Source organism: Pseudomonas sp. DF11, assembly GCF_058148565.1.
On sequence record NZ_JBYVYN010000001.1, the window covers coordinates 206,568 to 226,245 of the forward strand.

Annotated in this window: 17 protein-coding genes and 1 pseudogene; 11 read left to right on the forward strand and 7 right to left on the reverse strand. The window is 61.3% G+C overall.

Annotation, left to right across the window (positions count from 1 at the left end; all coding sequences use genetic code 11):
* Positions 1 to 9 precede the first annotated feature (9 nt).
* Genes AC30D9_RS00885 through ligD form a run of 3 tightly spaced genes read left to right on the forward strand, consistent with a single transcriptional unit; the run spans position 10 to position 4,782 of the window.
* Complete coding sequence (locus AC30D9_RS00885) at positions 10 to 1,023, forward strand: methyltransferase (RefSeq protein WP_134924339.1); 1,014 nt, start codon at positions 10 to 12, stop codon at positions 1,021 to 1,023.
* Positions 995 to 2,158 (forward strand): carboxylate-amine ligase, encoded by a 1,164-nt coding sequence (locus tag AC30D9_RS00890; protein WP_134924340.1) that lies wholly within the window; start codon positions 995 to 997, stop codon positions 2,156 to 2,158. The genes AC30D9_RS00885 and AC30D9_RS00890 overlap by 29 nt, the downstream gene beginning before the upstream one ends.
* Positions 2,155 to 4,782: a DNA ligase D gene (gene ligD / locus AC30D9_RS00895; protein WP_490143201.1), complete on the forward strand. Its 2,628-nt coding sequence runs from the start codon at positions 2,155 to 2,157 to the stop codon at positions 4,780 to 4,782. Before AC30D9_RS00890 ends, ligD begins: the two co-directional genes overlap by 4 nt.
* Positions 4,783 to 4,818: 36 nt before the next feature.
* Here ligD and AC30D9_RS00900 read toward each other — a convergent pair whose 3' ends face one another.
* On the reverse strand, positions 4,819 to 5,430 hold the full coding sequence (locus AC30D9_RS00900) for a Yip1 family protein (RefSeq protein WP_490143202.1): 612 nt from the start codon (positions 5,428 to 5,430) through the stop codon (positions 4,819 to 4,821).
* 167 nt (positions 5,431 to 5,597) lie between these two features.
* On the opposite strand from AC30D9_RS00900, the gene AC30D9_RS00905 reads away from it, so the two are divergent.
* The 3 genes and pseudogenes from AC30D9_RS00905 to AC30D9_RS00915 all read left to right on the forward strand — a co-directional run bounded on the left by AC30D9_RS00905 (position 5,598) and on the right by AC30D9_RS00915 (position 7,080).
* Complete coding sequence (locus AC30D9_RS00905) at positions 5,598 to 6,098, forward strand: CinA family protein (protein ID WP_116834224.1); 501 nt, start codon at positions 5,598 to 5,600, stop codon at positions 6,096 to 6,098.
* A gap of 73 nt (positions 6,099 to 6,171) precedes the next feature.
* Positions 6,172 to 6,630, forward strand: coding sequence for a hypothetical protein (locus AC30D9_RS00910; protein WP_307572317.1), 459 nt, complete (start codon positions 6,172 to 6,174; stop codon positions 6,628 to 6,630).
* A gap of 7 nt (positions 6,631 to 6,637) precedes the next feature.
* Positions 6,638 to 7,080 (forward strand): annotated as a pseudogene (locus tag AC30D9_RS00915) (DUF421 domain-containing protein).
* A 75-nt stretch (positions 7,081 to 7,155) separates the two neighbouring features.
* Here AC30D9_RS00915 and AC30D9_RS00920 read toward each other — a convergent pair.
* Entirely contained in the window at positions 7,156 to 8,013 is an 858-nt protein-coding gene (locus tag AC30D9_RS00920) for an SDR family oxidoreductase (protein WP_490143203.1), read from the reverse strand.
* Between the two features lie 184 nt (positions 8,014 to 8,197).
* On the opposite strand from AC30D9_RS00920, the gene AC30D9_RS00925 reads away from it, so the two are divergent.
* Positions 8,198 to 8,602, forward strand: a complete 405-nt coding sequence (locus tag AC30D9_RS00925) for a VOC family protein (RefSeq protein ID WP_116832418.1) — start codon at positions 8,198 to 8,200, stop codon at positions 8,600 to 8,602.
* A 159-nt stretch (positions 8,603 to 8,761) separates the two neighbouring features.
* Here AC30D9_RS00925 and AC30D9_RS00930 read toward each other — a convergent pair whose 3' ends face one another.
* Positions 8,762 to 9,910, reverse strand: coding sequence for a MalY/PatB family protein (locus AC30D9_RS00930; protein WP_307572315.1), 1,149 nt, complete (start codon positions 9,908 to 9,910; stop codon positions 8,762 to 8,764).
* Positions 9,911 to 10,899: 989 nt separating this feature from the next.
* Here AC30D9_RS00930 and AC30D9_RS00935 point away from each other — a divergent pair.
* The 4 genes from AC30D9_RS00935 (at position 10,900) to AC30D9_RS00950 (ending at position 14,333) form a co-directional block, all read left to right on the forward strand.
* On the forward strand, positions 10,900 to 11,607 hold the full coding sequence (locus AC30D9_RS00935; RefSeq protein ID WP_490143720.1) for a methyl-accepting chemotaxis protein: 708 nt from the start codon (positions 10,900 to 10,902) through the stop codon (positions 11,605 to 11,607).
* 325 nt (positions 11,608 to 11,932) lie between these two features.
* The gene (locus AC30D9_RS00940) at positions 11,933 to 13,006 is read left to right on the forward strand and encodes an alpha/beta fold hydrolase (RefSeq protein WP_490143204.1); all 1,074 of its coding nucleotides are present in this window, start codon (positions 11,933 to 11,935) and stop codon (positions 13,004 to 13,006) included.
* Between the two features lie 20 nt (positions 13,007 to 13,026).
* Positions 13,027 to 13,533 carry a cytochrome P460 family protein gene (locus tag AC30D9_RS00945; protein ID WP_490143205.1) on the forward strand — a complete coding sequence of 169 codons (507 nt, stop codon included), beginning with the start codon at positions 13,027 to 13,029 and terminating at the stop codon, positions 13,531 to 13,533.
* 23 nt (positions 13,534 to 13,556) lie between these two features.
* Positions 13,557 to 14,333, forward strand: coding sequence for an alpha/beta fold hydrolase (locus tag AC30D9_RS00950; protein ID WP_490143206.1), 777 nt, complete (start codon positions 13,557 to 13,559; stop codon positions 14,331 to 14,333).
* A gap of 65 nt (positions 14,334 to 14,398) precedes the next feature.
* Here AC30D9_RS00950 and AC30D9_RS00955 read toward each other — a convergent pair whose 3' ends face one another.
* From AC30D9_RS00955 to AC30D9_RS00970, 4 genes are all read right to left on the reverse strand, one after another.
* Positions 14,399 to 16,639 carry a xanthine dehydrogenase family protein molybdopterin-binding subunit gene (locus AC30D9_RS00955; protein WP_490143207.1) on the reverse strand — a complete coding sequence of 747 codons (2,241 nt, stop codon included), beginning with the start codon at positions 16,637 to 16,639 and terminating at the stop codon, positions 14,399 to 14,401.
* A 12-nt stretch (positions 16,640 to 16,651) separates the two neighbouring features.
* A complete protein-coding gene (locus AC30D9_RS00960) occupies positions 16,652 to 17,125 on the reverse strand; it encodes a (2Fe-2S)-binding protein (RefSeq protein ID WP_109754076.1) in 474 nt (157 codons plus the stop codon).
* Positions 17,126 to 17,326: 201 nt separating this feature from the next.
* Positions 17,327 to 18,646, reverse strand: coding sequence for an OprD family porin (locus tag AC30D9_RS00965; RefSeq protein ID WP_490143208.1), 1,320 nt, complete (start codon positions 18,644 to 18,646; stop codon positions 17,327 to 17,329).
* 178 nt (positions 18,647 to 18,824) lie between these two features.
* A complete protein-coding gene (locus AC30D9_RS00970) occupies positions 18,825 to 19,655 on the reverse strand; it encodes a phosphodiesterase (RefSeq protein ID WP_490143209.1) in 831 nt (276 codons plus the stop codon).
* Positions 19,656 to 19,678 lie beyond the last annotated feature (23 nt).

A 19,678-nucleotide genomic window follows, 5' to 3' on the forward strand; every position in this document is an offset into this window, starting at 1 on the left:
GAGCCCTGCATGAATGAAGAAGAACGCTTGTCCGAACAGGACCTTGCGCTGCTGCAATTGGGCCGACGCCTGCAAGCCGACGGCTACCGCTTTATCACCCCGACCCCGTTGACCCACGAACGGGTCAACCAGCGTCCCGGCAACGAGCGTTCCAAGACTTTGCGGGACGTGTTCGGTTGGTCACGACCGTTTGCGCCGGGGCTGATCAGCGCCGATGAACAGCGGCAACTGCAAGACGCCCAGGTGCTGGAAGAGTGTGACGGCTTGCTGCGTAGCCGGGTGCGCTGGTCGAGCCTGGACGGCTTGCTGTTCGCTCATTCGCAGTTCCCGACACAGGCCACCGACGCGGTGTTTTTCGGCCCTGACAGCTACCGCTTCGCCCAACTGATCCATACTCATCTGCAACAGAATTTCACGGCGGTGCATCGTGCCGTGGATATCGGTTGTGGCGCCGGCGTTGGCGCGATCGTGATCGCTCGCGCCCGGCGTGAAGCTCAGGTGCTGGCGGTGGACATCAATCCGCAAGCCCTGCGCCTGAGCGCCGTGAATGCGGCGCTGGCCGAGGTGGCCAATGTCGAAGTCGCCCGCAGCGACGTGTTGCGGGACGTGCCAGGCAACTTCGACCTGATCGTCGCCAACCCGCCGTACATGGCCGATCCATCCGAGCGCGCCTATCGCCATGGCGGCGGCGTACTGGGTGCCGGGCTGTCGTTGCGCATCGTCGAGCAGGCCTTGCCCCGGCTCACGCCTGGTGGCTCGCTGGTGCTCTACACCGGTGTGGCGATGATAGATGGACGCGACCCGTTCCTGGAGGCGTTGGGCCAATGGCGTGACTCGGCGGACTTCGGCTGGACCTACAAGGAATTGGACCCGGACGTGTTCGGTGAGGAATTGCTTACGCCGGGTTATCAGGACGTGGAAAGGATCGCCGTGGTGGCGTTGGTTGTAACCCGCATCGGAGCAGGTATAGGCGGGGTTATCGGAGGGACTATCGATGAACAGGCGCATGAAATTCGGCATTGAAGAGGAGTATTTCATTACCGATCTGCAAACCCGTTGCATGCCAGGCGAGCCACCCGCGCAAGCGGTTGCGGCGTGCCAGGCCGAATTGGGCAAGCATTTCGCTCATGAAATGTTCCAGTGCCAGGTCGAGATGGCCTCGCCCATCTTTCGCAGCCTGGCCGAGGCCGCCGACTACCTGAGCCAGGTACGTACGGGCCTGAACCAGCGACTGGCACCGTATGGCCTGGGCCTGCTCAGCGCCGGTTCACACCCGAGGGCGGCCCAGGTGCTGCAACCCACCGACGAGCTGCATTTCCAGCAACTGTTCGATGATTACCAGCGGGTAGCGCGGCGCAGCGTGCTGTCGGGCTTGCATGTCCATGTGGAAGTCCCGGCCACGCAGGATCGGGTGCGGGTCATGAATGAGATCCTGCCCTGGTTGCCGATGTTCCTGGCCCTGAGCGCGTCATCGCCGTTCTGGAACGGTGGCTACAGTGGTTTTAGCAGCTACCGGCAAGTGGCCTGCGATGAATGGCCACGCATGGGCGTGCCGGAATACTTCGAAGACGAGTCGGCATTCGCCGGCTACGTCGACATGCTCATGCGCACCGGTTCCATTCGCCAGCCCAGCGATTGCTGGTGGGTGATACGACCGTCCTCACGTTACCCCACGCTGGAAATGCGTATTTGCGATGCTTGCCCGCGGGTCGAAGACGTCCTTTGCCTCGTCTCGTTGTTTCGCCTGATGGTGGCCCACGCCGTGGCACAACCCCGGCCCGGCGCTCGCTACAGCCAGATGTCCCAGTGGATCCTCAAGCAAAACCGTTGGCGGGCCAAGCGTCACGGGATTCTCGCGGAATTTATCGTCGAGGGGCAGGAACAGCCAATGCTGATCGGTGAATGGCTGACCCTGGCGGAGCAGACCTTCGGGGAGACCGCGGCCGAGCTGGGCGTCCAGGAGGTGTTCAAGCAGGCACGGCGCATGGTGCAGGAAGGTACCAGCGCCGACCGGCAAATCGTCGTCTTCGAACAGGGGCTGCTGCTGGGCGATTCTGTCGAACAGGCCTTGAACCGCGTGGTTGATCAACTGCTCGCGGAAACCGCCGGCATGCCGGCCGCCTCTCCAGCGTTGCAACAGGTGGCAGGTGGTCCATGAGCAGCAAGACCCTGGATGACTACAACCGCATGCGTGACTTCGCCGCCACCCCGGAGCCGGCGGCGAAGCGCTCACGAAAATCGGCGAAGACCGCCCATGCGTTGCAGTTCTGCATTCAAAAGCACGATGCCTCGCGCTTGCATTATGACTTCCGCCTGGAGCTGGACGGCGCGCTCAAGAGTTGGGCGGTGCCCAAGGGACCTTCCCTGGACCCGAAAGCCAAGCGCCTGGCGGTGCATGTCGAAGACCATCCGCTGGATTACGCGACGTTTGAGGGCAGCATCCCCGAAGGCCACTACGGCGCCGGTGACGTCATCGTCTGGGACCGGGGCGTCTGGATTCCCCAGGGCGACCCTCACGAGGCCTATGAAAAAGGCCGGCTCAAGTTCGAGTTGCAAGGCGAAAAACTCAGCGGCCTGTGGAACCTGGTGCGCACGCACATGCCCGGTAAACAGGAACAGTGGTTCCTGATCAAGCATCAGGACCATGCGGCTCGCCCTGAAAGCGAATATGACGTGGTGCAGGCCGAGCCGGACAGTGTGCTCAGCGATCGCACCCTCGTGCCCAAGCGCCGCGGCAAGGCTGCTGCAACCAAAGCAGTGAAACAACCGCAAAAGGCCGCTCAGCCGAAATCACCGAAACGCTCCTCGAAAACCACCCTCAGTGGCGCGGTCGCCGGGCCGCTGCCGGAAACCCTCAAGCCGGAACTGGCGACGCTGGTGGAAAGTGCGCCCGACGGCGAATGGCTCTACGAAATCAAGTTCGACGGTTACCGGGTCATGGCGCGGATCGAAAGCGGCGACGTCAGGCTGCTCACCCGCAATGGCCATGATTGGACTCACAAACTGCCAAAACAGGCCGAGGCCTTGGCCGCGTTGGGGTTGGAATCGGCCTGGCTCGACGGTGAAATGGTGGTCGCCAACGACCAGGGCGTTCCGGACTTCCAGGCCTTGCAAAACGCCTTCGAGGTCGGCAGCAGCGGCAAGATCGCCTATTACCTGTTCGACGTGCCTTACCTCAACGGTATGGATTTGCGCAAAGTACCGGTGCAAGAACGCCGGGCCGCATTGGCCGCCGTGCTGGAGTCCAGCAAAAGCCCCTTGTTGCGATTTTCCGACGTCTTTGAAGAAACCCCTGAGGCGCTGCTCAGCAGCGCTTGCCAGATGCAAATGGAAGGGCTGATCGGCAAGCGCGTCGGCAGCGCCTATGTGTCCAGGCGCAGCAACGACTGGATCAAGCTCAAGTGCAAGAATCGCCAGGAATTCGTGGTAGTGGGCTTCAGCGACCCCAAGGGCGCGCGCAGCGCGTTCGGTGCCTTGTTGCTGGGGCTGCATGACGCCGACAGCGGCCAGTTGCGCTACGCCGGCAAGGTCGGCACCGGGTTCAACGAAACCACCCTTAACAGCATCTACCAGCAATTGCTGCCGCTGGAGACGAAAAAGGCCGCCGTGGTGAACCCGCCCACCGGTTACGAAGCCAAGGGCGTGCACTGGCTCGAACCGAGGCTATTGGCCGAGGTGGCCTTTGCCGAAATGACCAAGGAAGGCTCGGTGCGCCATGCGGTCTTCCATGGCTTGCGCAACGACAAGCCGGCCAAGGACATCACCCAGGAGCTTGCCAAACCCGTGAAAAAAACCGCCGCAGCGAAGAAAACCCGTGCCAAGGATGAGCCTGACGTGGCACCGAGCAAAAGCACGGGCGGGTCCAAGGCAAAAGCCAAGGCACCGGCCATGGACGGCAAGGTCCGCATCACTCATCCGGAACGAATCATTGATGCCAGCAGTGGCACCACCAAGTTGCAACTGGCCGAATACTACGCCAGCGTTGCCGAGTTCATCCTGCCGGAACTGGCGGATCGCCCGGTGGCCTTGGTCAGGGCGCCAGAGGGTATCGCCGGTGAGCTGTTCTTCCAGAAAAACGCCGAGCGCCTGGCGATTCCCGGCATCACCAGCCTGGACAAGGCGCTGACCGGGCAGCCGGTGATGATCATCAACAACGCCGAGGCGCTGATCGGCGCGGTGCAGATGAGCACGGTCGAACTGCACACCTGGAATGCCACTTCCGTTGACCTGGACAAGCCCGATCGCTTCGTCCTCGACCTTGACCCGGACCCGGCGCTGCCTTGGAAAAGCATGGTCGAAGCGACGCAGCTCACGCTATCGGTGCTCGATGAGCTGGGGCTCAAGGCGTTCCTCAAGACCAGCGGTGGCAAGGGCATCCATGTGGTGGTGCCATTGACGCGTAAATTGGGCTGGGACGAGGTCAAGGACTTCAGCCATGCGATTGTCAGCCACATGGCCAAGTTGCTGCCGGACCGGTTTTCGGCGGTGTCCGGACCGAAAAACCGGGTAGGGCGGATCTTCATCGATTACCTGCGTAATGGTTTGGGCGCCACCACCATCTGCGCCTACGCCGCGCGGACCCGGGAAGGGTTACCGGTGTCTGTGCCGATCTTTCGCGAGGAGGTGGCCGAGCTCAAGGGGGCGAATCTGTGGAATGTGCACAACGTGCATGAGCGTCTGGCGGAGGTTGGTCATGAGCCTTGGGCCGACCTCAAGAAAACCCGCCAAAGCATCACCGCCGACATGCGCCGGCGGCTTGGCATGAAAAAGCCCGAGAAGTAGGCCCAGTAACAAGTGAACCCCGCCAAAAGTCGGCGCTCAACTCGCCGGAAAACGCAGGTATTCCGGCTGCAACACGTTGAACCACAACAGGATCATTTCCACCAGGATGGTCACCAGCACCAACAATCCGACGCCCCAGACGCTGGCTGAGTACAGCAGGCCTTGTTCCTTCTTGAGGCTCATGAACTTGGGCAGCCCGACAAACAGCAAGAACGTCGAATACGCCGAGGCCAGCGCCAATGCGGCGACCGCCAGCCACCGGCTGGGATAGAGCCCGAAGATACCGGCCAGAAAGTAAGGCGTGGCGGTATAGGCCGCGAAACCAATGCACTGGTTGATCGTTGGACGCGCGTCGAAAGTGCGTGACATCCAGCGAATGAACAACCCCATGAGGGCCACGCCAGCGACGATGGTCAGGTACAGCAGCACGCACAATTGCAGTGCGCTGGCGTTGCTGAGCCGTACTGTTTCGTTCTCGGCCAGGCTCCAGCCAGTCCAGGTGGTACCGATGAACAGGCACACCGCAGGAATCAAGGCCAGCAACAGCAGATGGCCCAGATAGTGGCGCGGATGAGCCTGCTCTTGTTCGCGGATGTCCGCCCAGGCGAACTCTGGATGGGTGAACAGTTTGACGAAAGGTGCAGACATGACGACCTCCTGATCAAGACAGCCTCTGCATGAGGCGCCTATGGATTTGAGGTTCAGGATCTGGGCACGGTTTCATTTATTTGCCGTATGCGGTCCACGGCGCGATAAAGGGAATGAATCACAGCGACAAGGGTCAACCCATCAGCACCATGAAAGGACTGCTTGCCATGACCGTTGCCCACTTCATTTGTGAGTATCTGCGTGAACATGAACTGCGGCTGACCACAGCCGAATCCTGCACCGCTGGCCAGATCGTCACGTTACTGGCCGAGGTGCCGGGCTGCGGTTCGCTGATCGAGAGCGGCTACGTGGTGTACTCCCCGGAGGCCAAGCAACGGCTGCTTGGGGTCAGCCCGCGGACTATCGAGATGTTCAATCTCACCAGCCGCGAAGTGGCCGAGGAGATGGTCCTCGGCGCCTTGCACGACGCTAACGCCAACGCGGCAGTGGCCACCACCGGCATTCTCGGGCCGGACGACATGGATGGTATCCCCGCCGGTACGGTGTGCTTTGCCTGGGCGTTCGATGTGAACGGCCAACGCGCACTGTTCAGTCGCCAGGAACGCTTCTTTGGCAGTCGTGGCCAGGTGCAGTTATGGGCCGCTGAACACGCGCTTCTTCAACTGCGGCACTTCCACCAACGGGCTTTGGCCGGTGAACGCAGATAAGTAAGGAGTCACCATGCCCCGGCACATTGAACCAGAGGACTTTCACAGCCGCGTGTTTCCAGTGCGAGAGGATATGGATTACCAGCTCAAGGTTTGGCGTTTCGAACGAGTGGGCTGGTATGTCCTGGTGGCGCTGGTGATCATGACGCTACTGGGTTTGTTCTCCCGCGGCCCCTTGAGTTCGCGCGATCTACGAAGCGGCGATGGCAGTCTCGGTGTCGAGTACGAGATGTTTCACCGCAACGGTTCCAGCAATCCGATGATCATTCATATGAAGGGCCAACCCAACGCAGTGCTGGAAGTTGAATTGGGCGGCGCATGGCTGCAAGGTTTTGAGGTGCAAACGTTGCAACCCCTGCCTATGCGCTCTGCAAGTGCCGGTCAAGGCATGCGGCTTTGGGTCCAGGCGGATGCCCAAGGGCAGGCCAGCCTGTATCTCTCATTGCTCGGTCAGGGTCTGGGGCTCTATCACGGCCGCCTGTCCATGCCCGGTGGCGCCTCGCTCGGTTTCGATCAATTCATTTTCCCTTAGGTGACCTATGGACTCGGTACTGCGGGCCGCCGCGATATATATGGCGTTGCTGGTCTTGTTCAAGATCGCCGGGCGTCGCTCTCTGGCGGATCTCACCACTTTCGACTTCGTATTGTTGATGATCATCGGCGAGGCCACCCAACAGGCGCTGCTGGGAGACGATTTCTCGTTGACCAACGCGCTGATGGTGATCGTCACCTTGATTGCCATCGACGTCGGGTTATCGTTGCTCAAGCAGCGTTCCAAACGGGTTTCACGATTGATCGACGGCGGTCCGACCATCATTGTCGAGAACGGTCGGATCCTCCAGGGCCGCATGCGCCATACCGATTAGTGGAAGAGGACATCATGGAAGCCGCACGTTCGAGCCAGGGCATCGAGACGCTGGAGCAGATCAAGTTTGCGATCATCGAGCGCAATGGGAAGATTTCGGTGATTGCCAAGGAATAGCCCCGACCGCAGGCGAAGTTGACTGCGGCGAGGGGATTTATCCCCTCGCCACAAAATCTGCCTCGGTTTCCTCGATCAAAGGATCGGCTTGCCCCCGGTAATCCCATAGCGGGCTCCGGAAATGTAGCTGGCTTCGTCCGAGGCCAGCAGCACATAGATCGGCGCCACTTCAACCGGTTGGCCCGGGCGGCCAAGCGGCGTTTGAGAACCGAAATTCTGAACTTCCTCCTCAGGCATGGTCGCCACGATCAATGGCGTCCAGATCGGCCCTGGCGCCACGCTGTTCACGCGAATGCCTTTGGGACCGAGCATTTGCGCCAGGCCGCCGGTGAAGTTGGCAATGGCGCCCTTGGTGGTGGCATAGGCCAGCAGCGTCGGCTTGGGCATGTCGGAATTGACCGAGCTGGTGTTGATGATCGAGCTGCCGGGCTTCATGTGTGGCAAAGCGGCCTGGCAGATCCTGAACATCGCCGTGATGTTGATATCGAAGGTGCGCACCCATTCTTCGTCGGATATTTCCTCGAGGCTTTCATGGGTCATTTGAAAGGCGGCATTGTTGACCAGGACGTCGATACGCCCGAAGCGGGCGACGGTTTCATCGACGATTTTGCGGCACTGGTCTTTGTTTGCCAGGTCACCCGACAGCAATAGGCATTGACGCCCGGCCTGCTCGACCCAGCGCGCGGTTTCCTTGGCGTCTTCATGCTCGTCCAGGTAGGCAATCGCCACGTCCGCGCCTTCACGGGCGAAGGCAATGGCCACGGCGCGACCGATGCCGCTGTCGGCGCCAGTGATCAGGGCGATTTTGTTCGCCAGTCTTCCGGAGCCGGTGTAGCTCTGTTCGCCGCAGTCCGGGTAGGGTTCCATTTTCCGCTGGGTGCCGGGCACCGGCTGGCTTTGTTTCGGGAAAGGCGGGAAAGGGTAGTCGACCATTGTCATTCTCCAGGCTGGTTGCAATGGAGGGTGGACTATGGGGTTTCGGGCAGAGTTCGGTCGGATTTTCTTGCCAGTCGATGAGCGTGATGACGGGCGTTTCGTCGGTGAGCAGCGAACACCGGCGAACATCGGACGAATCTGTATTCTCCAATCTCAGTACGGATTTCTAAGGAGCAGGACAATGTTCAGCCACATCCAGATCGGTGCGCGCGACCTGCCGAAAATGGTCGCTTTTTACGACGCGGTCCTCGGCTGCCTTGGGCTGGAGCGCATCGAGGGCGAAAACGACTCGGGCCCGCCGGGGGAGGGTTGGCGGCGGCCCGGCAAGCATTGGCCGCAGGTTTTCGTCCAGCTACCTTTCAATGGGCTGCCTGCCACCTGGGGCAATGGCATGCAAGTGAGCTTCGCCGCCGACTCCCCACAAACCGTTCGCGCCGCGTGGGAGCAGGCGCTTGCCATGGGCGGCTTCGACGAAGGCCCACCCGGCCCGAGGCCGCAGTATTGCGAAGGCTATTTCGGGGCGTATTGCCGTGATCCGGAAGGGAACAAGCTGTGCTTTGTCCATGCGCCGGATATGCATGAATAAAGCGTGGCAGATGACTATTGTGGCGAGGGGATTTATCCCCGTTGGGCTGCGAAGCAGCCCCAATAAACAGCACACGAAGTTAATCTGATACAACGAGTGATCTGTTTTTAGGGCCGCTTCGCACCCCAGCGGGGATAAATCCCCTCGCCACAGGGCGGATCAGCCCCTGGCTTTCAGGCTGCGCTCCATCCGCGCGATGCCTTCTTCCAGCAACGCCCGCGGACAGCCGAAGTTCAAGCGCACGAACTGACCGGCATCATCGCCAAAATCCAGCCCGGCGCTCAGCCCGACCTTGGCTTCTTTGAGGAAGAATCCATGCGGGTCATCCAGCCCCAACCCGGAGCAATCCAGCCAGGCCAGGTAAGTGCCCTGGGGCACGGTCATGGTGATGCCCGGCAGGCGAGTGTGCACCGCCTCGACCAGGTAATCGCGGTTGGCTTGCAGATACGTTTTCAAGGCTTCGAGCCATGGGCCGGCTTCGCTATAGGCCGCACGGGTCGCTTCGAGGCCCAGGGCATTGACGCTGTCGACCATGCCGGCCCGGGCACTGTTGACCCGTTCGCGCACCTTGGCGTCCTGGATAATGGCGAACGAGGTCTTCAACCCGGCGATGTTGAAGGCCTTGCTGGCGGACATCAGGGTGATGGTGCGCTCGGCAATCTGCGGGCTGAGGGAGGCGGTGGGTATGTGCACGCGACCGTCGAAGCACAATTCGGCATGGATTTCGTCGGAGATGATCCAGGCGTCCTGCTCCAGACAAATGTCCGCCACGGCCTTGAGCTCTTCGCGGTCAAACACCTTGCCCAGCGGGTTGTGAGGGTTGCTCAACAACAGTGCGCCACCGCCCTGCAACGCCTCGCGCAGAGCGGCCAGTGGCGTGTGAAACTGGCCGTTGACCGGGTTGAACGGCAATTCCACCTTGTTCAGTTGCCAGTGACCTGGGGCGTTGCGCAATGGCGGATAATTGGGCACCTGCACCACGACATTCTGCTGCGGTTCCACCAGCGCATGCAGCGCCATGTTGAAACCCGGCTCGACACCCGGCAGGAACACAATTTGCTGGGGCTCGACGCGCCACGCGTACTTGTTCCACAGGTCCGCCACGATGGCCGCACGCAGATTGTCCTGGGCCACGCTGTAGCCCAGCATCGGGTGAACAAGGCGCTTGTGCAGCGCTTCTATGATGACGGGCGGGGCGGGGAAGTCCATATCGGCCACCCACATCGGCAACACATCGGCCGGGTAGCGGCTCCATTTGGTGCTACCGGTGCCGTGGCGCTCCAATACCGTGTCGAAATCGAAAGTCATGGGGGTTCCATCAGTTCGCGAGTTGAGATGGCGGACATCATAAAGCAAAGGCTGATGATAAAAGGCTACTGGCGTAGTGCTACTAATTGATGGTAATCAGTTACAGTTCCATTGCGAGACGCCGATAAGGCCTGAAACAGCCATTGGTAATGGACCCTCTAAGTATCCGAAAAGGACAGCCCCCCATGAACTCGCCCGTGCGCTTCAACGATCATTACCGCAAAGCCGATCGCATCATGCTGGGGTTGCTCTGGCTCACGCTGGCGTATTCCCTGTGCCTGGCGTTCATGCATTCGACGTTCACCCAAGCGCTGTTGGTGGGGGCGACCACTTGCGTGTTGACCACCGCGCTCTATCGGAGCCTGGGCGGCAGCCGTGCCATGCGTTGCATCATCGCCGTGGCGCTGATGGTCATGGCGGCATTGCACATCAACCAGACTCATGGCGTGATCGAGTTCCACTTCGGGATTTTCGTGCTGCTGGCGGTGCTGACGTTCTACCGCGACTGGCTGCCGATTGTCGTGGCCGCCGCCACCATCGCCGTCCACCACCTCGGTTTCCACTGGCTTCAGCACCAGGGCTATCCCGTGTTCGTCATGGATGCCCATGGCGGCTGGACGATGATTTTCCTCCACGCGTTCTACGTGGTGGTGGAAAGCGTGATCCTGATTTACCTGGCGAACCAGAGCCTGGCCGATGCGACGGACAACCAGGACGTGCTCGACAAGGTGCTGGCTGCCGCGACGAAGTTGAGCAGCAACGCCGATGCCCAGCGCAGCCAGGGTGGCAAAGTCTCCTCGGGGGAGCGTTTCGATCACTTCCTGGAACAGGTCACCAACCTGGTGGACGGCGTGGTGCGCGATACCCGGAACCTTTCGGACCTCGGCCAGGACTTGTCCCAGGTCGGCCAGACCCTGGAAAACGGCGCCCGCCACCAGTTGGACGAAGTCGCCCAGATGAGCGGCGCGATCAGCCATCTGGTCCAGGCCATGGAGAACATTGCCGGCCATGTCGACCAGACGCTGCAACGCGCCGGCCAGGCCAACGAGCAGGTCAACCGCGGGCGCAGCACGGTTGACCAGACCCGGGAAGAGATCGTCGAACTGGCCGGGCGCATCAACCTGACCAACGAAACCGTGCAAGTCCTGGCCGAGCAGGCGCAACAGATCGGCCAGGTGCTGGACGTGATCAATGGCATCGCCGAACAAACCAACCTGCTGGCCCTCAACGCAGCCATCGAAGCCGCTCGGGCCGGCGAGCAAGGGCGCGGTTTTGCCGTGGTGGCCGACGAAGTCCGCACCCTGTCCCAAAAGACCTCGACGTCCACAACGGAAATCCAGCAGATCATTGCCAAGCTGCAACAAGGTAGTCGCCAGGCCGCCGTGGCGATGCAAGACAGCCGCGACGGGGTAGAGCGCTGCGTATCTGCCAGCCAACTGGCCTCGCAGCTATTGCATGCCGTTGTAGAAGACATTGCCGTCATCAACCACTTCAACGACCTGATCGCCAGTACGACCCAGGAACAATCCAAGGCGTCGATAGACATCAATCAGCGCTTGCAAAGCGTGCAGGCCGTGGCTGAGCGCAACGCCGACAACATTGGCGTCCTGACCCGAAGCAGCCAAAGCCTGACACCAATGGCGCAGCGGTTGGCACTGTTGGGGCAGGCGTTTCATAGGAAGGGCGGGGCGGCCTGAGCCGAACTCGAATTTCACCCTGGTTCTCGAGTCGAAAATCCAGCGGTCACCACCAAGCCCTGTGGGGGCGAGCCTGCTCGCGATAGCGGTGGATGAGGCAACACTGATGTGAACCATGATCGCATCTCACCACTCGGTCTGCCCGGCAGACCGAGCCTTTCCCGCACAAATGTATCTCTTTGTATCCAGTCCCGTCGTCGATACGGACTGTTTCTTTCAGGCCCGCCCGTGACACATCCGGGATACCTCGCCGGCGTCAAATGAACCCATCGAGACAGCACAAGCGGTCTCACGGGCTCACCCGCCGTTCGCAAGGAAATCCGCCATGGACACGACTCTGACGCACCACACTTTTGCACCACGCCGCCGCCTGCTCGCGCCCTCCATCCTGGTACTCGCCATGATGCAATTGGGTACCTTGGGACTTGCCTCGTCACAGGCCAGCGCTGCCGACATACCGGCCAGCACCATCGGCACCATCACGCCGGGCAGCCACACATCTTTCGGCCCGTTGAAACACGTCAAGGCTGGCCTGCTGGACGTTTCCTATGCCGAGGTCGGTCCTGCCGATGGGCCGGTGGTCATCCTGCTGCACGGTTGGCCCTATGACATTCACAGCTACGCCGATGTCGCTCCGGCTTTGGCCGAGAAGGGCTATCGCGTGCTGATCCCCTATGCCCGCGGCTACGGCGACACACGCTTCCTGTCGGCCAAAACCGTGCGCAACGGCCAACCTTCTGCGCTGGCGAGCGATCTCATCGACTTCATGGACGCACTGAACATCAAGCAGGCCGTGCTCGGCGGCTATGACTGGGGCGCCCGTACCGCCGACATCGTCGCGGCCCTGTGGCCGGAGCGGGTCAAGGCCCTGGTGGCGGTCAGTGGTTACCTGATCGGCAGCCAGGAAGCCGGCAAGGCGCCGCTGCCGCCGGCCGCCGAGTTGCAGTGGTGGTACCAGTTCTACTTCGCGACAGAGCGTGGCCGTCTGGGCTACGAAAAAAACACCCACGACTTCGCCAAGCTGATCTGGAAACTGGCGTCGCCGAAGTGGAATTTCGATGACGAGACTTATGACCGCAGCGCCGCGGCTTTACAGAACCCCGATCACGTCGCCGTCTCGATCTTCAACTATCGCTGGCGCCTGGGCCTGGTCAAGGGCGAGGCCAGGTACGACAAGCTGGAGAAGAAACTCGCGACCTTTCCGTCCATCAGTGTGCCGACCATCACCCTCGAGGGCGACGCCAACGGCGCGCCGCACCCACCGGCCGAGGCCTATGCCAAGCGCTTTACCGGCAAATATGAGCATCGTCTGATCGATGGCGGCATCGGTCACAACCTGCCGCAAGAAGCCCCGCAGGCTTTCGCCCAGGCTGTGATCGACGCCGATCACCTCCAATGACGCCCGCCGGGAGAGCAACGATGAAACTCAAGCAACAGTCGGTCTGCGTTGCCATTGCGGTGGCTGCACTGACCGCGACCGGCATCGCCCTGGGCGACGCCGGCAGCGGCGAGGCGTCACCGATCTACGGCGTAAAGCTTCCCGATGGGTATCGCCAATGGGCGCTGATAGCCCCGGCCCAGGAGGCGGAACCCCTGAACGAGCTGAGAGCGGTGCTTGGCAATGACCTGGCGATCAAGGCTTACCAGGATTCAACATTGCCATTTCCGGACGGCACGGTGCTGGTCAAGCTGGCCTGGAAACACGTCCAGTCGCCGGAGTTCGAGTCGGCTTCGATCCCCGGCGCGGCGACCACCGTGCAGGTCATGGTCAAGGATTCGAGCAAATATGCCGCCACCGGCGGCTGGGGCTTTGGTCGCTTCATCAACGGCAAACCCGCCGATGAGGCACAGCACCAGACGTGCTTCGCCTGTCATCAGGCGCGCGTGCAAAACCACGACTTTGTCTTCACCCGATTCGCCCAATAGCCCTGTTACCCAAGGAGTTCCCAATGAAAAAGGTCATGACTGCGCTGGCGTGCAGCGCCAGCCTGTTCATCGCAGCCAACGCGCTCGCACAAACTGAAAAACCCACCGTTGTCTTGGTGCACGGCGCCTTTGCCGATGCTTCAAGCTGGAATGGCGTGGCGAAGATTCTCGAAAAAGATGGCTATACCGTTGTGGCCGCAGCCAACCCGTTGCGCAGCGTGAAAAGCGATGGCACTGCCGTTTCCGCCTTGCTGGGCAGCATCAAGTCTCCTGTTGTGCTGGTCGGCCATTCCTACGGCGGCAACGTCATCAGCGAAGCGGCCAACGGCCACGCCAACGTCAAGGCACTGGTCTACGTCAGCGCGTTCGCCCCCGAGGCGGGCGAAACCGTCGCCGGGCTCGCCGGCAAATTCCCCGGCAGCACCCTGGGGCCAACCCTTGCTCCACCGGTCGCACTGGCGGATGGCGGCAAGGATCTGTACATCCAACAGGACAAGTTCCACGACCAGTTCGCCGCTGACGTTCCCACTGGGCAGGCGGCATTGATGGCGGCGACACAACGTCCGATCACTGAGGCGGCGCTGAACGAACAGGCCGGGACTCCGGCCTGGAAGCACATTCCGTCCTGGTACATCTACGGTGACAAGGACAAGAACATTCCGCCCCAGGCCATGGCCTTCATGGCCAAGCGTGCTGAGGCCAAGGCTGTGAAAGTGGTCAAGGGCGCTTCCCATGTGGTGATGGTTTCCAATCCTGAGCCGGTTGCCAGGCTGATTGAAACCGCTGCGACGGCGAAGTAACACCCGGGCCAACTGCTCGCCGCATCGCCAGGAAGGGCAGTGCGGCGGGCAGCCTCATGCACCGCTTACGTCAACTTGAACGGCAATTCACGCAGCGGCTTACCGGTCAGGCTCGCCACGGCGTTGGCAAACGCCGGGGCCAGCGCCGGCAGGCCGGGTTCACCCATCCCCGTGGGTGGTTCGGCGCTGGGCACGATGTGAACGGCAAACTCCGGCATGTCGGTGATGCGCGGCACGCTGAAATCAGCGAAATTGCTCTGCTGCACAACACCGTCTTTCAAGGTGACGGCGCCACCGGGCAGGCACATCGACAAGCCCATCAGCGCCGCGCCTTGTACCTGGGCCTCGATGCTGCGTGGGTTGACGACCAGATTGCAGTGCACGCCGGCAGTCACGTTGTGCAGCACCGGACGCCCGTCCTGTACCGAGGCCTCGACGACGTAGGCCACCACCGAACTGAACGACTCGTGGACCGCCACGCCCCAGGCGCGGCCCGCCGCTAGCTGACGTTTACCGTATTCGCTCTTGTCCACGGCCAGTTGCAGCGCAGCACGATGGCGCGGGTTTTCGTCGCCAAACAGCTTCATCCGATAAGCCACCGGATCCTGCTTGGTGGTGCGGGCGATCTCGTCGATCAGCGTTTCCATCACAAAAGCCGTATGAGTGGAGCCCACGCTGCGCCACCACAATACGGGGACATTGAGTTTGGGGTGATGGACTGTCAGGCGCATCGGCAGCGGATAAGGATTACGCATGCCCTCTGTTGCGGTCGCATCGATGCCGTTCTTGATCATTCCTTCGAACGGAGTGCCACTGACGATGGATTGCCCGACCAGGGCATGGTCCCAGGCCAGCACCTTGCCGCTGTCATCAAAACCGATGTGCGCGCGGTGCAGGTGCATGGGGCGATAGTAGCCGCCCTTGATATCGTCCTCACGGCTCCAGAGCGTGCGGATCGGTACATCAAGCCCGGCGGCGTGCGCGGCCTTGGCCACCTCGCAAGCCAGCACGACGAAATCGTTGGTGGGCACGCCACGCCGGCCGAAACCGCCGCCCGCCGTCTGTACATTGACCTGGACTTGTTCGGGTTGCAGATTCAGGACCCGTGCCGCCGCCGCGCCATCGCCGCCGGGAAACTGCGTGCCGACCCACAACTGGGCGCGGTCCTGGGCAAGTTGCACGGTGCAGTTCAACGGCTCCATGGGCGCGTGGGCGAGGTAAGGGAACACAAACTCGGCCTGCAACTGATGCGGCGCGCTGGCAAGCGGTGTCATGTCAGCGTCGAACTGTCGTGGCCCGGGTTGAGCGGCCAGCTCGCGGTATTGGGTCAGTTGTTTTTCACTGTCCACTTTCTCGACGTTGGCCAGGTCCCACTCCAGCTTCAGTGCATCGCGCGCCAGCTTCGCTTGCCAATAACCGTCCGCCACCACCGCAACGCCTTCGGCGCCTCGGTCCAGCGGCACCCGAAACACGGCTTTTACCCCTTTGGTTGCCCGCGCCGCGCTGTCATCCAAAGAGGCAATCCTGGCGCCGAACACTGGCGGACGCGCCACCACTGCGGTGAGTTGCCCCGGCAGATGCATGTCGATGCCGAAATCCTGCTGGCCGCTGCTCTTGGCCTTGGCATCGATGCGCGTGGTGGCCTGGCCGATGATTCGGAAGTCCTTGGGATCCTTGAGCGTGACCTTTTCCGGCACCGGCATTGCCATCGCGGCTTCGGCCAGTTCACCGTAGCTCGCTTTACGGCCCCCCGGGCCGAACACCGTGCCGGCTTGGGTGCTCAGGCTTGCCACGTCCACGTTCCAACGCGCGGCTGCCGCTGCCAGCAGCATGGCGCGAGCACGGGCGCCCAGTTCGCGGTATTGGGTATAGCTGTTCTTGATCGAACTGGAACCGCCGGTGAGGTGAATGCCTAGATTCGGATCCAGGTAGGCGGCGTCGCTGTTGCCGTTGCGACTGCGCACCAGGCTCCAGTCGGCATCGAGCTCTTCGGCGAGGATCATCGGCAGGGCAGTCTGCACGCCCTGGCCGAACTCCAGGCGGTTGAGGGTCACCGTCACCACGCCGTCAGGGGCGATCTGCACGAATGCGGAGGGCTGCTGAGTCGGTTTCAGCGGCGTTGCGGCTGCGCCGTTGGCCTCCTGGGCCAGGGCCAGGTGAGGAAAAGCGCCAAGGGCCAGGCCGCCGATGCCGACAATCTTGAGGAAGCTGCGACGGGGAAGGGTGACGGGGCCATCGGCCTGATCGCGCTCCAGGCTGTGCTGCAGGGCGCGAGGCAGCTCATTGGGGAAAATTTCGTTCAGCATGGTGAGCTCCGGTCAGGCAAGGGCTTTGGCGGCATCCGCCACCGCGGCGCGGATACGGGCGTAGGTGCCACAGCGGCAGATGTTGCCGGCCATGGCCGAGTCGATCTCGGCGACCGTGGGTTGCTTGCCCTTGGGCTGGGCCTTGAGGAACGCCGTCGCGCTCATGATCTGCCCGCTTTGGCAGTAACCGCACTGCGCCACGTCGTGCTTGACCCAGGCCTCGTGCACGGCAGTGCCGACCGGGTCGCTGCCATTGGTTGCCGCTTCGATGGTGGTGATTTTCTTGCCTTGAGCGGCGGCGATGGGCGTTACGCAGGAGCGAATGGCCTGGCCATCCAGATGAACGGTGCAGGCACCACACAGCGCCGCGCCGCAGCCGAACTTGGTGCCGGTCATGCCCAGCGTGTCGCGCAGGGTCCAAAGAATCGGGGTGCTTGGGTCTACGTCAACCGTGTATTCACGGCCGTTGATATTGAGGGCGCTCATAGGGGTACCAGCTCCAGATGGTTTGGCTCTGGTTAACTATAGAAAGCAATGTTGGGGAGCGATTGCACGATCCGGGCTGATTATTGCCTGATCATGCGGATCGCCACGCCCCATGAAGGTGCGCGCGGTTATTTCAACGCGGCAAGGGCAGAAGGAAAGGAGCCGCTGTGGGCGTACTGCCGGCTCCTTCCTTCTGCACGGTTACATCAACGGAATGCTATAGCTCACAATCAGCCGATTCTGATCCTGGTCGCGGGCAATATCGCTTCGCGACATGCCGTTGCGCCAGCCGAAACCGACGTTCTTCAACGCGCCGCTCTGAATCACATAATCCAGGGAGATGTCACGTTCCCATTCACTGGCATCATTGCCGCTGGTGGTCTGGATATTGTCGCCCTTGAGGTACATCACCGAGGCCTTCAAGCCCGGAACGCCAAGCGCCGCGAAGTCATAGGCATATTGGGCGAATGCCGTGCGTTCGCCGGCCTGGATGAATGTCTGGATAGTGCGGTCGGTGTAGAGATACAGACTGGCGCCGCCTTCGCCTTTGCCCACCAGGCCGCCTTGGTTCAGTTGCGTAAAGTTGCTGTCTTCGGACACGCGTTGATAACCGGCAGTAATGGCGTGGCCGCCCAATGAGTAGATGAACGCCGCACTCCAGGTATCGTTGTCGATTTCACCGCTACCGTCCTTGGTATAGCCGCCAAGTTTGTAACCACTGGCGCGACCGGCTGCGCTGCTGTTCTTGCCGTCGGAAGTGGTCTTGAAGTAACGCAAGTCGGTTTTCAACGAGCCATATTCACCCAGTGGCAAGACATGCAGCAAACCGGCGAAGTGCTGCTGGTAATAGTCTTCGAGATTGGCGTAGTAATACTGGGCGGTCAGATCCTTGGTCAATTTGTAATCGCCACCGGCGAAGGTGAATTTGTTGCTTTCCTGGCTGCCGCCCGCCACGGCCAGACCGGCGCTGTCGCTGGAAGCCCGGCCAGTGGCGTGTTCCAGTTGGCCGGCGGTGAAGGTCAGGTTGTCGATTTCATTGCTGGTGACCTGGCCACCCTCGAAGGTTTGCGGCAGCAGGCGGCCATCGTTGGAAACCAGGATCGGCAGTTTCGGTTGCAAGGTGCCGTAGCGCAGTTCGGTCTTGGAGACGCGCATCTTCGCCGTCGCACCGAGGCGGGCCCATTGGTCCGCCGCCTTGTCACCGTCGTTGGGGAACATCGAGCCGCCGACATGCCGGCCCGCGCCACTGTCGAGCTTCAAACCCAGCAGGCCCATGGCGTCCAGGCCGAACCCGACGGTGCCGTCGGTGAAACCGGATTGATAATTGAGCATGAAGGCCTGGCCCCACTCTTCGGTCTTCGAAGGCGCGGCGGCTCCGTCACGGTTATCGTTGTTGAAGTAGAAGTTGCGCAAGTTCAAGTTGGCTTTGCTGTCGTTGATAAAATCAGCCGACGCCAATGGACTCAGGGCAAGACTCACTCCACCGGTTAAAACACTCACTACTTGCAATAGGGCTTTCATCAGGACGCACTCCACCGCGGAATCGCTGTTCCGGGCATGTTGAAAAGGCAGCAGGAAGCTCTCGGCCAATCACATGAAAGGCCGATGCGTTAGGTAACTCGTTAGAAAAACTTCAATGCATAGAGTGGGATAGAGGATGAATCTCCAAAGAATGTCATGAGTGAAAGTCCCTGGGTTATCAGTCGATCAATCCATGAGCGTCATAAAACGGATACGGTCCGGGATACTCGCCAAACACACCGTTATGGGTCACCAGTGCCTGGCCATACCAGTGATGCAGCAGGTACCCCGGCGGTTCCAGGTTGAAATGCGCGGGAGCGCTTGGCTGTAGGTCCAGGACGATTTGATGTGAGGTGCCGGGACACACGCAGCTCAGGCTACCGCCGAAGCGCCGCTGCATCGGCCGATGCAAATGTCCGCAGAGCAAGCGTTCCACCTGCGGATGGCGGGCGATGACCTGCTCCAGTGCCAGTGCGTTGATGAACGGCTCGCGGTCCATGTGGCCAATGCCGCTGATAAACGGCGGATGGTGCAGGATCAGTAGCGTTGACGCCTCGGGACGACAGGCCAGCTGTTCATCGAGCCAGCGCAATTGGTTGTCCAGCAACTGACCGCCATGGCCACCTGGAATGGTGCTGTCCAGGCCGATCAGGCGCAGCGGATACTCCTCGACCACCCAATCCAGGGGGGCGCCGGGCAAGCTTGGCAGGTAGTGGTGATCAGCAAATGCCGCCCGCAAGTGTTCGCGGTTGTCATGGTTACCGGGCACCAGGTAGCAAGGCATGTGCAGGCGCGCCAGTTCGGGGTGCAGCACGGCATATTCGTCAGGGCGACCGAAGTCCACCAGATCGCCGCTGACTACCACAATGTCGGGACGCGGCACCTGGTAATTCAAATGATCGACGGCACGACGCAACGCGGAGAGGGTATCGACGACGCCATAGGTCAGTTTTTCCCCGGCCTTGAGATGCAGGTCGCTGATCTGCGCAATAAGAAACGGATGATTCAAAATAAGGCCTCTGAAAACACGAA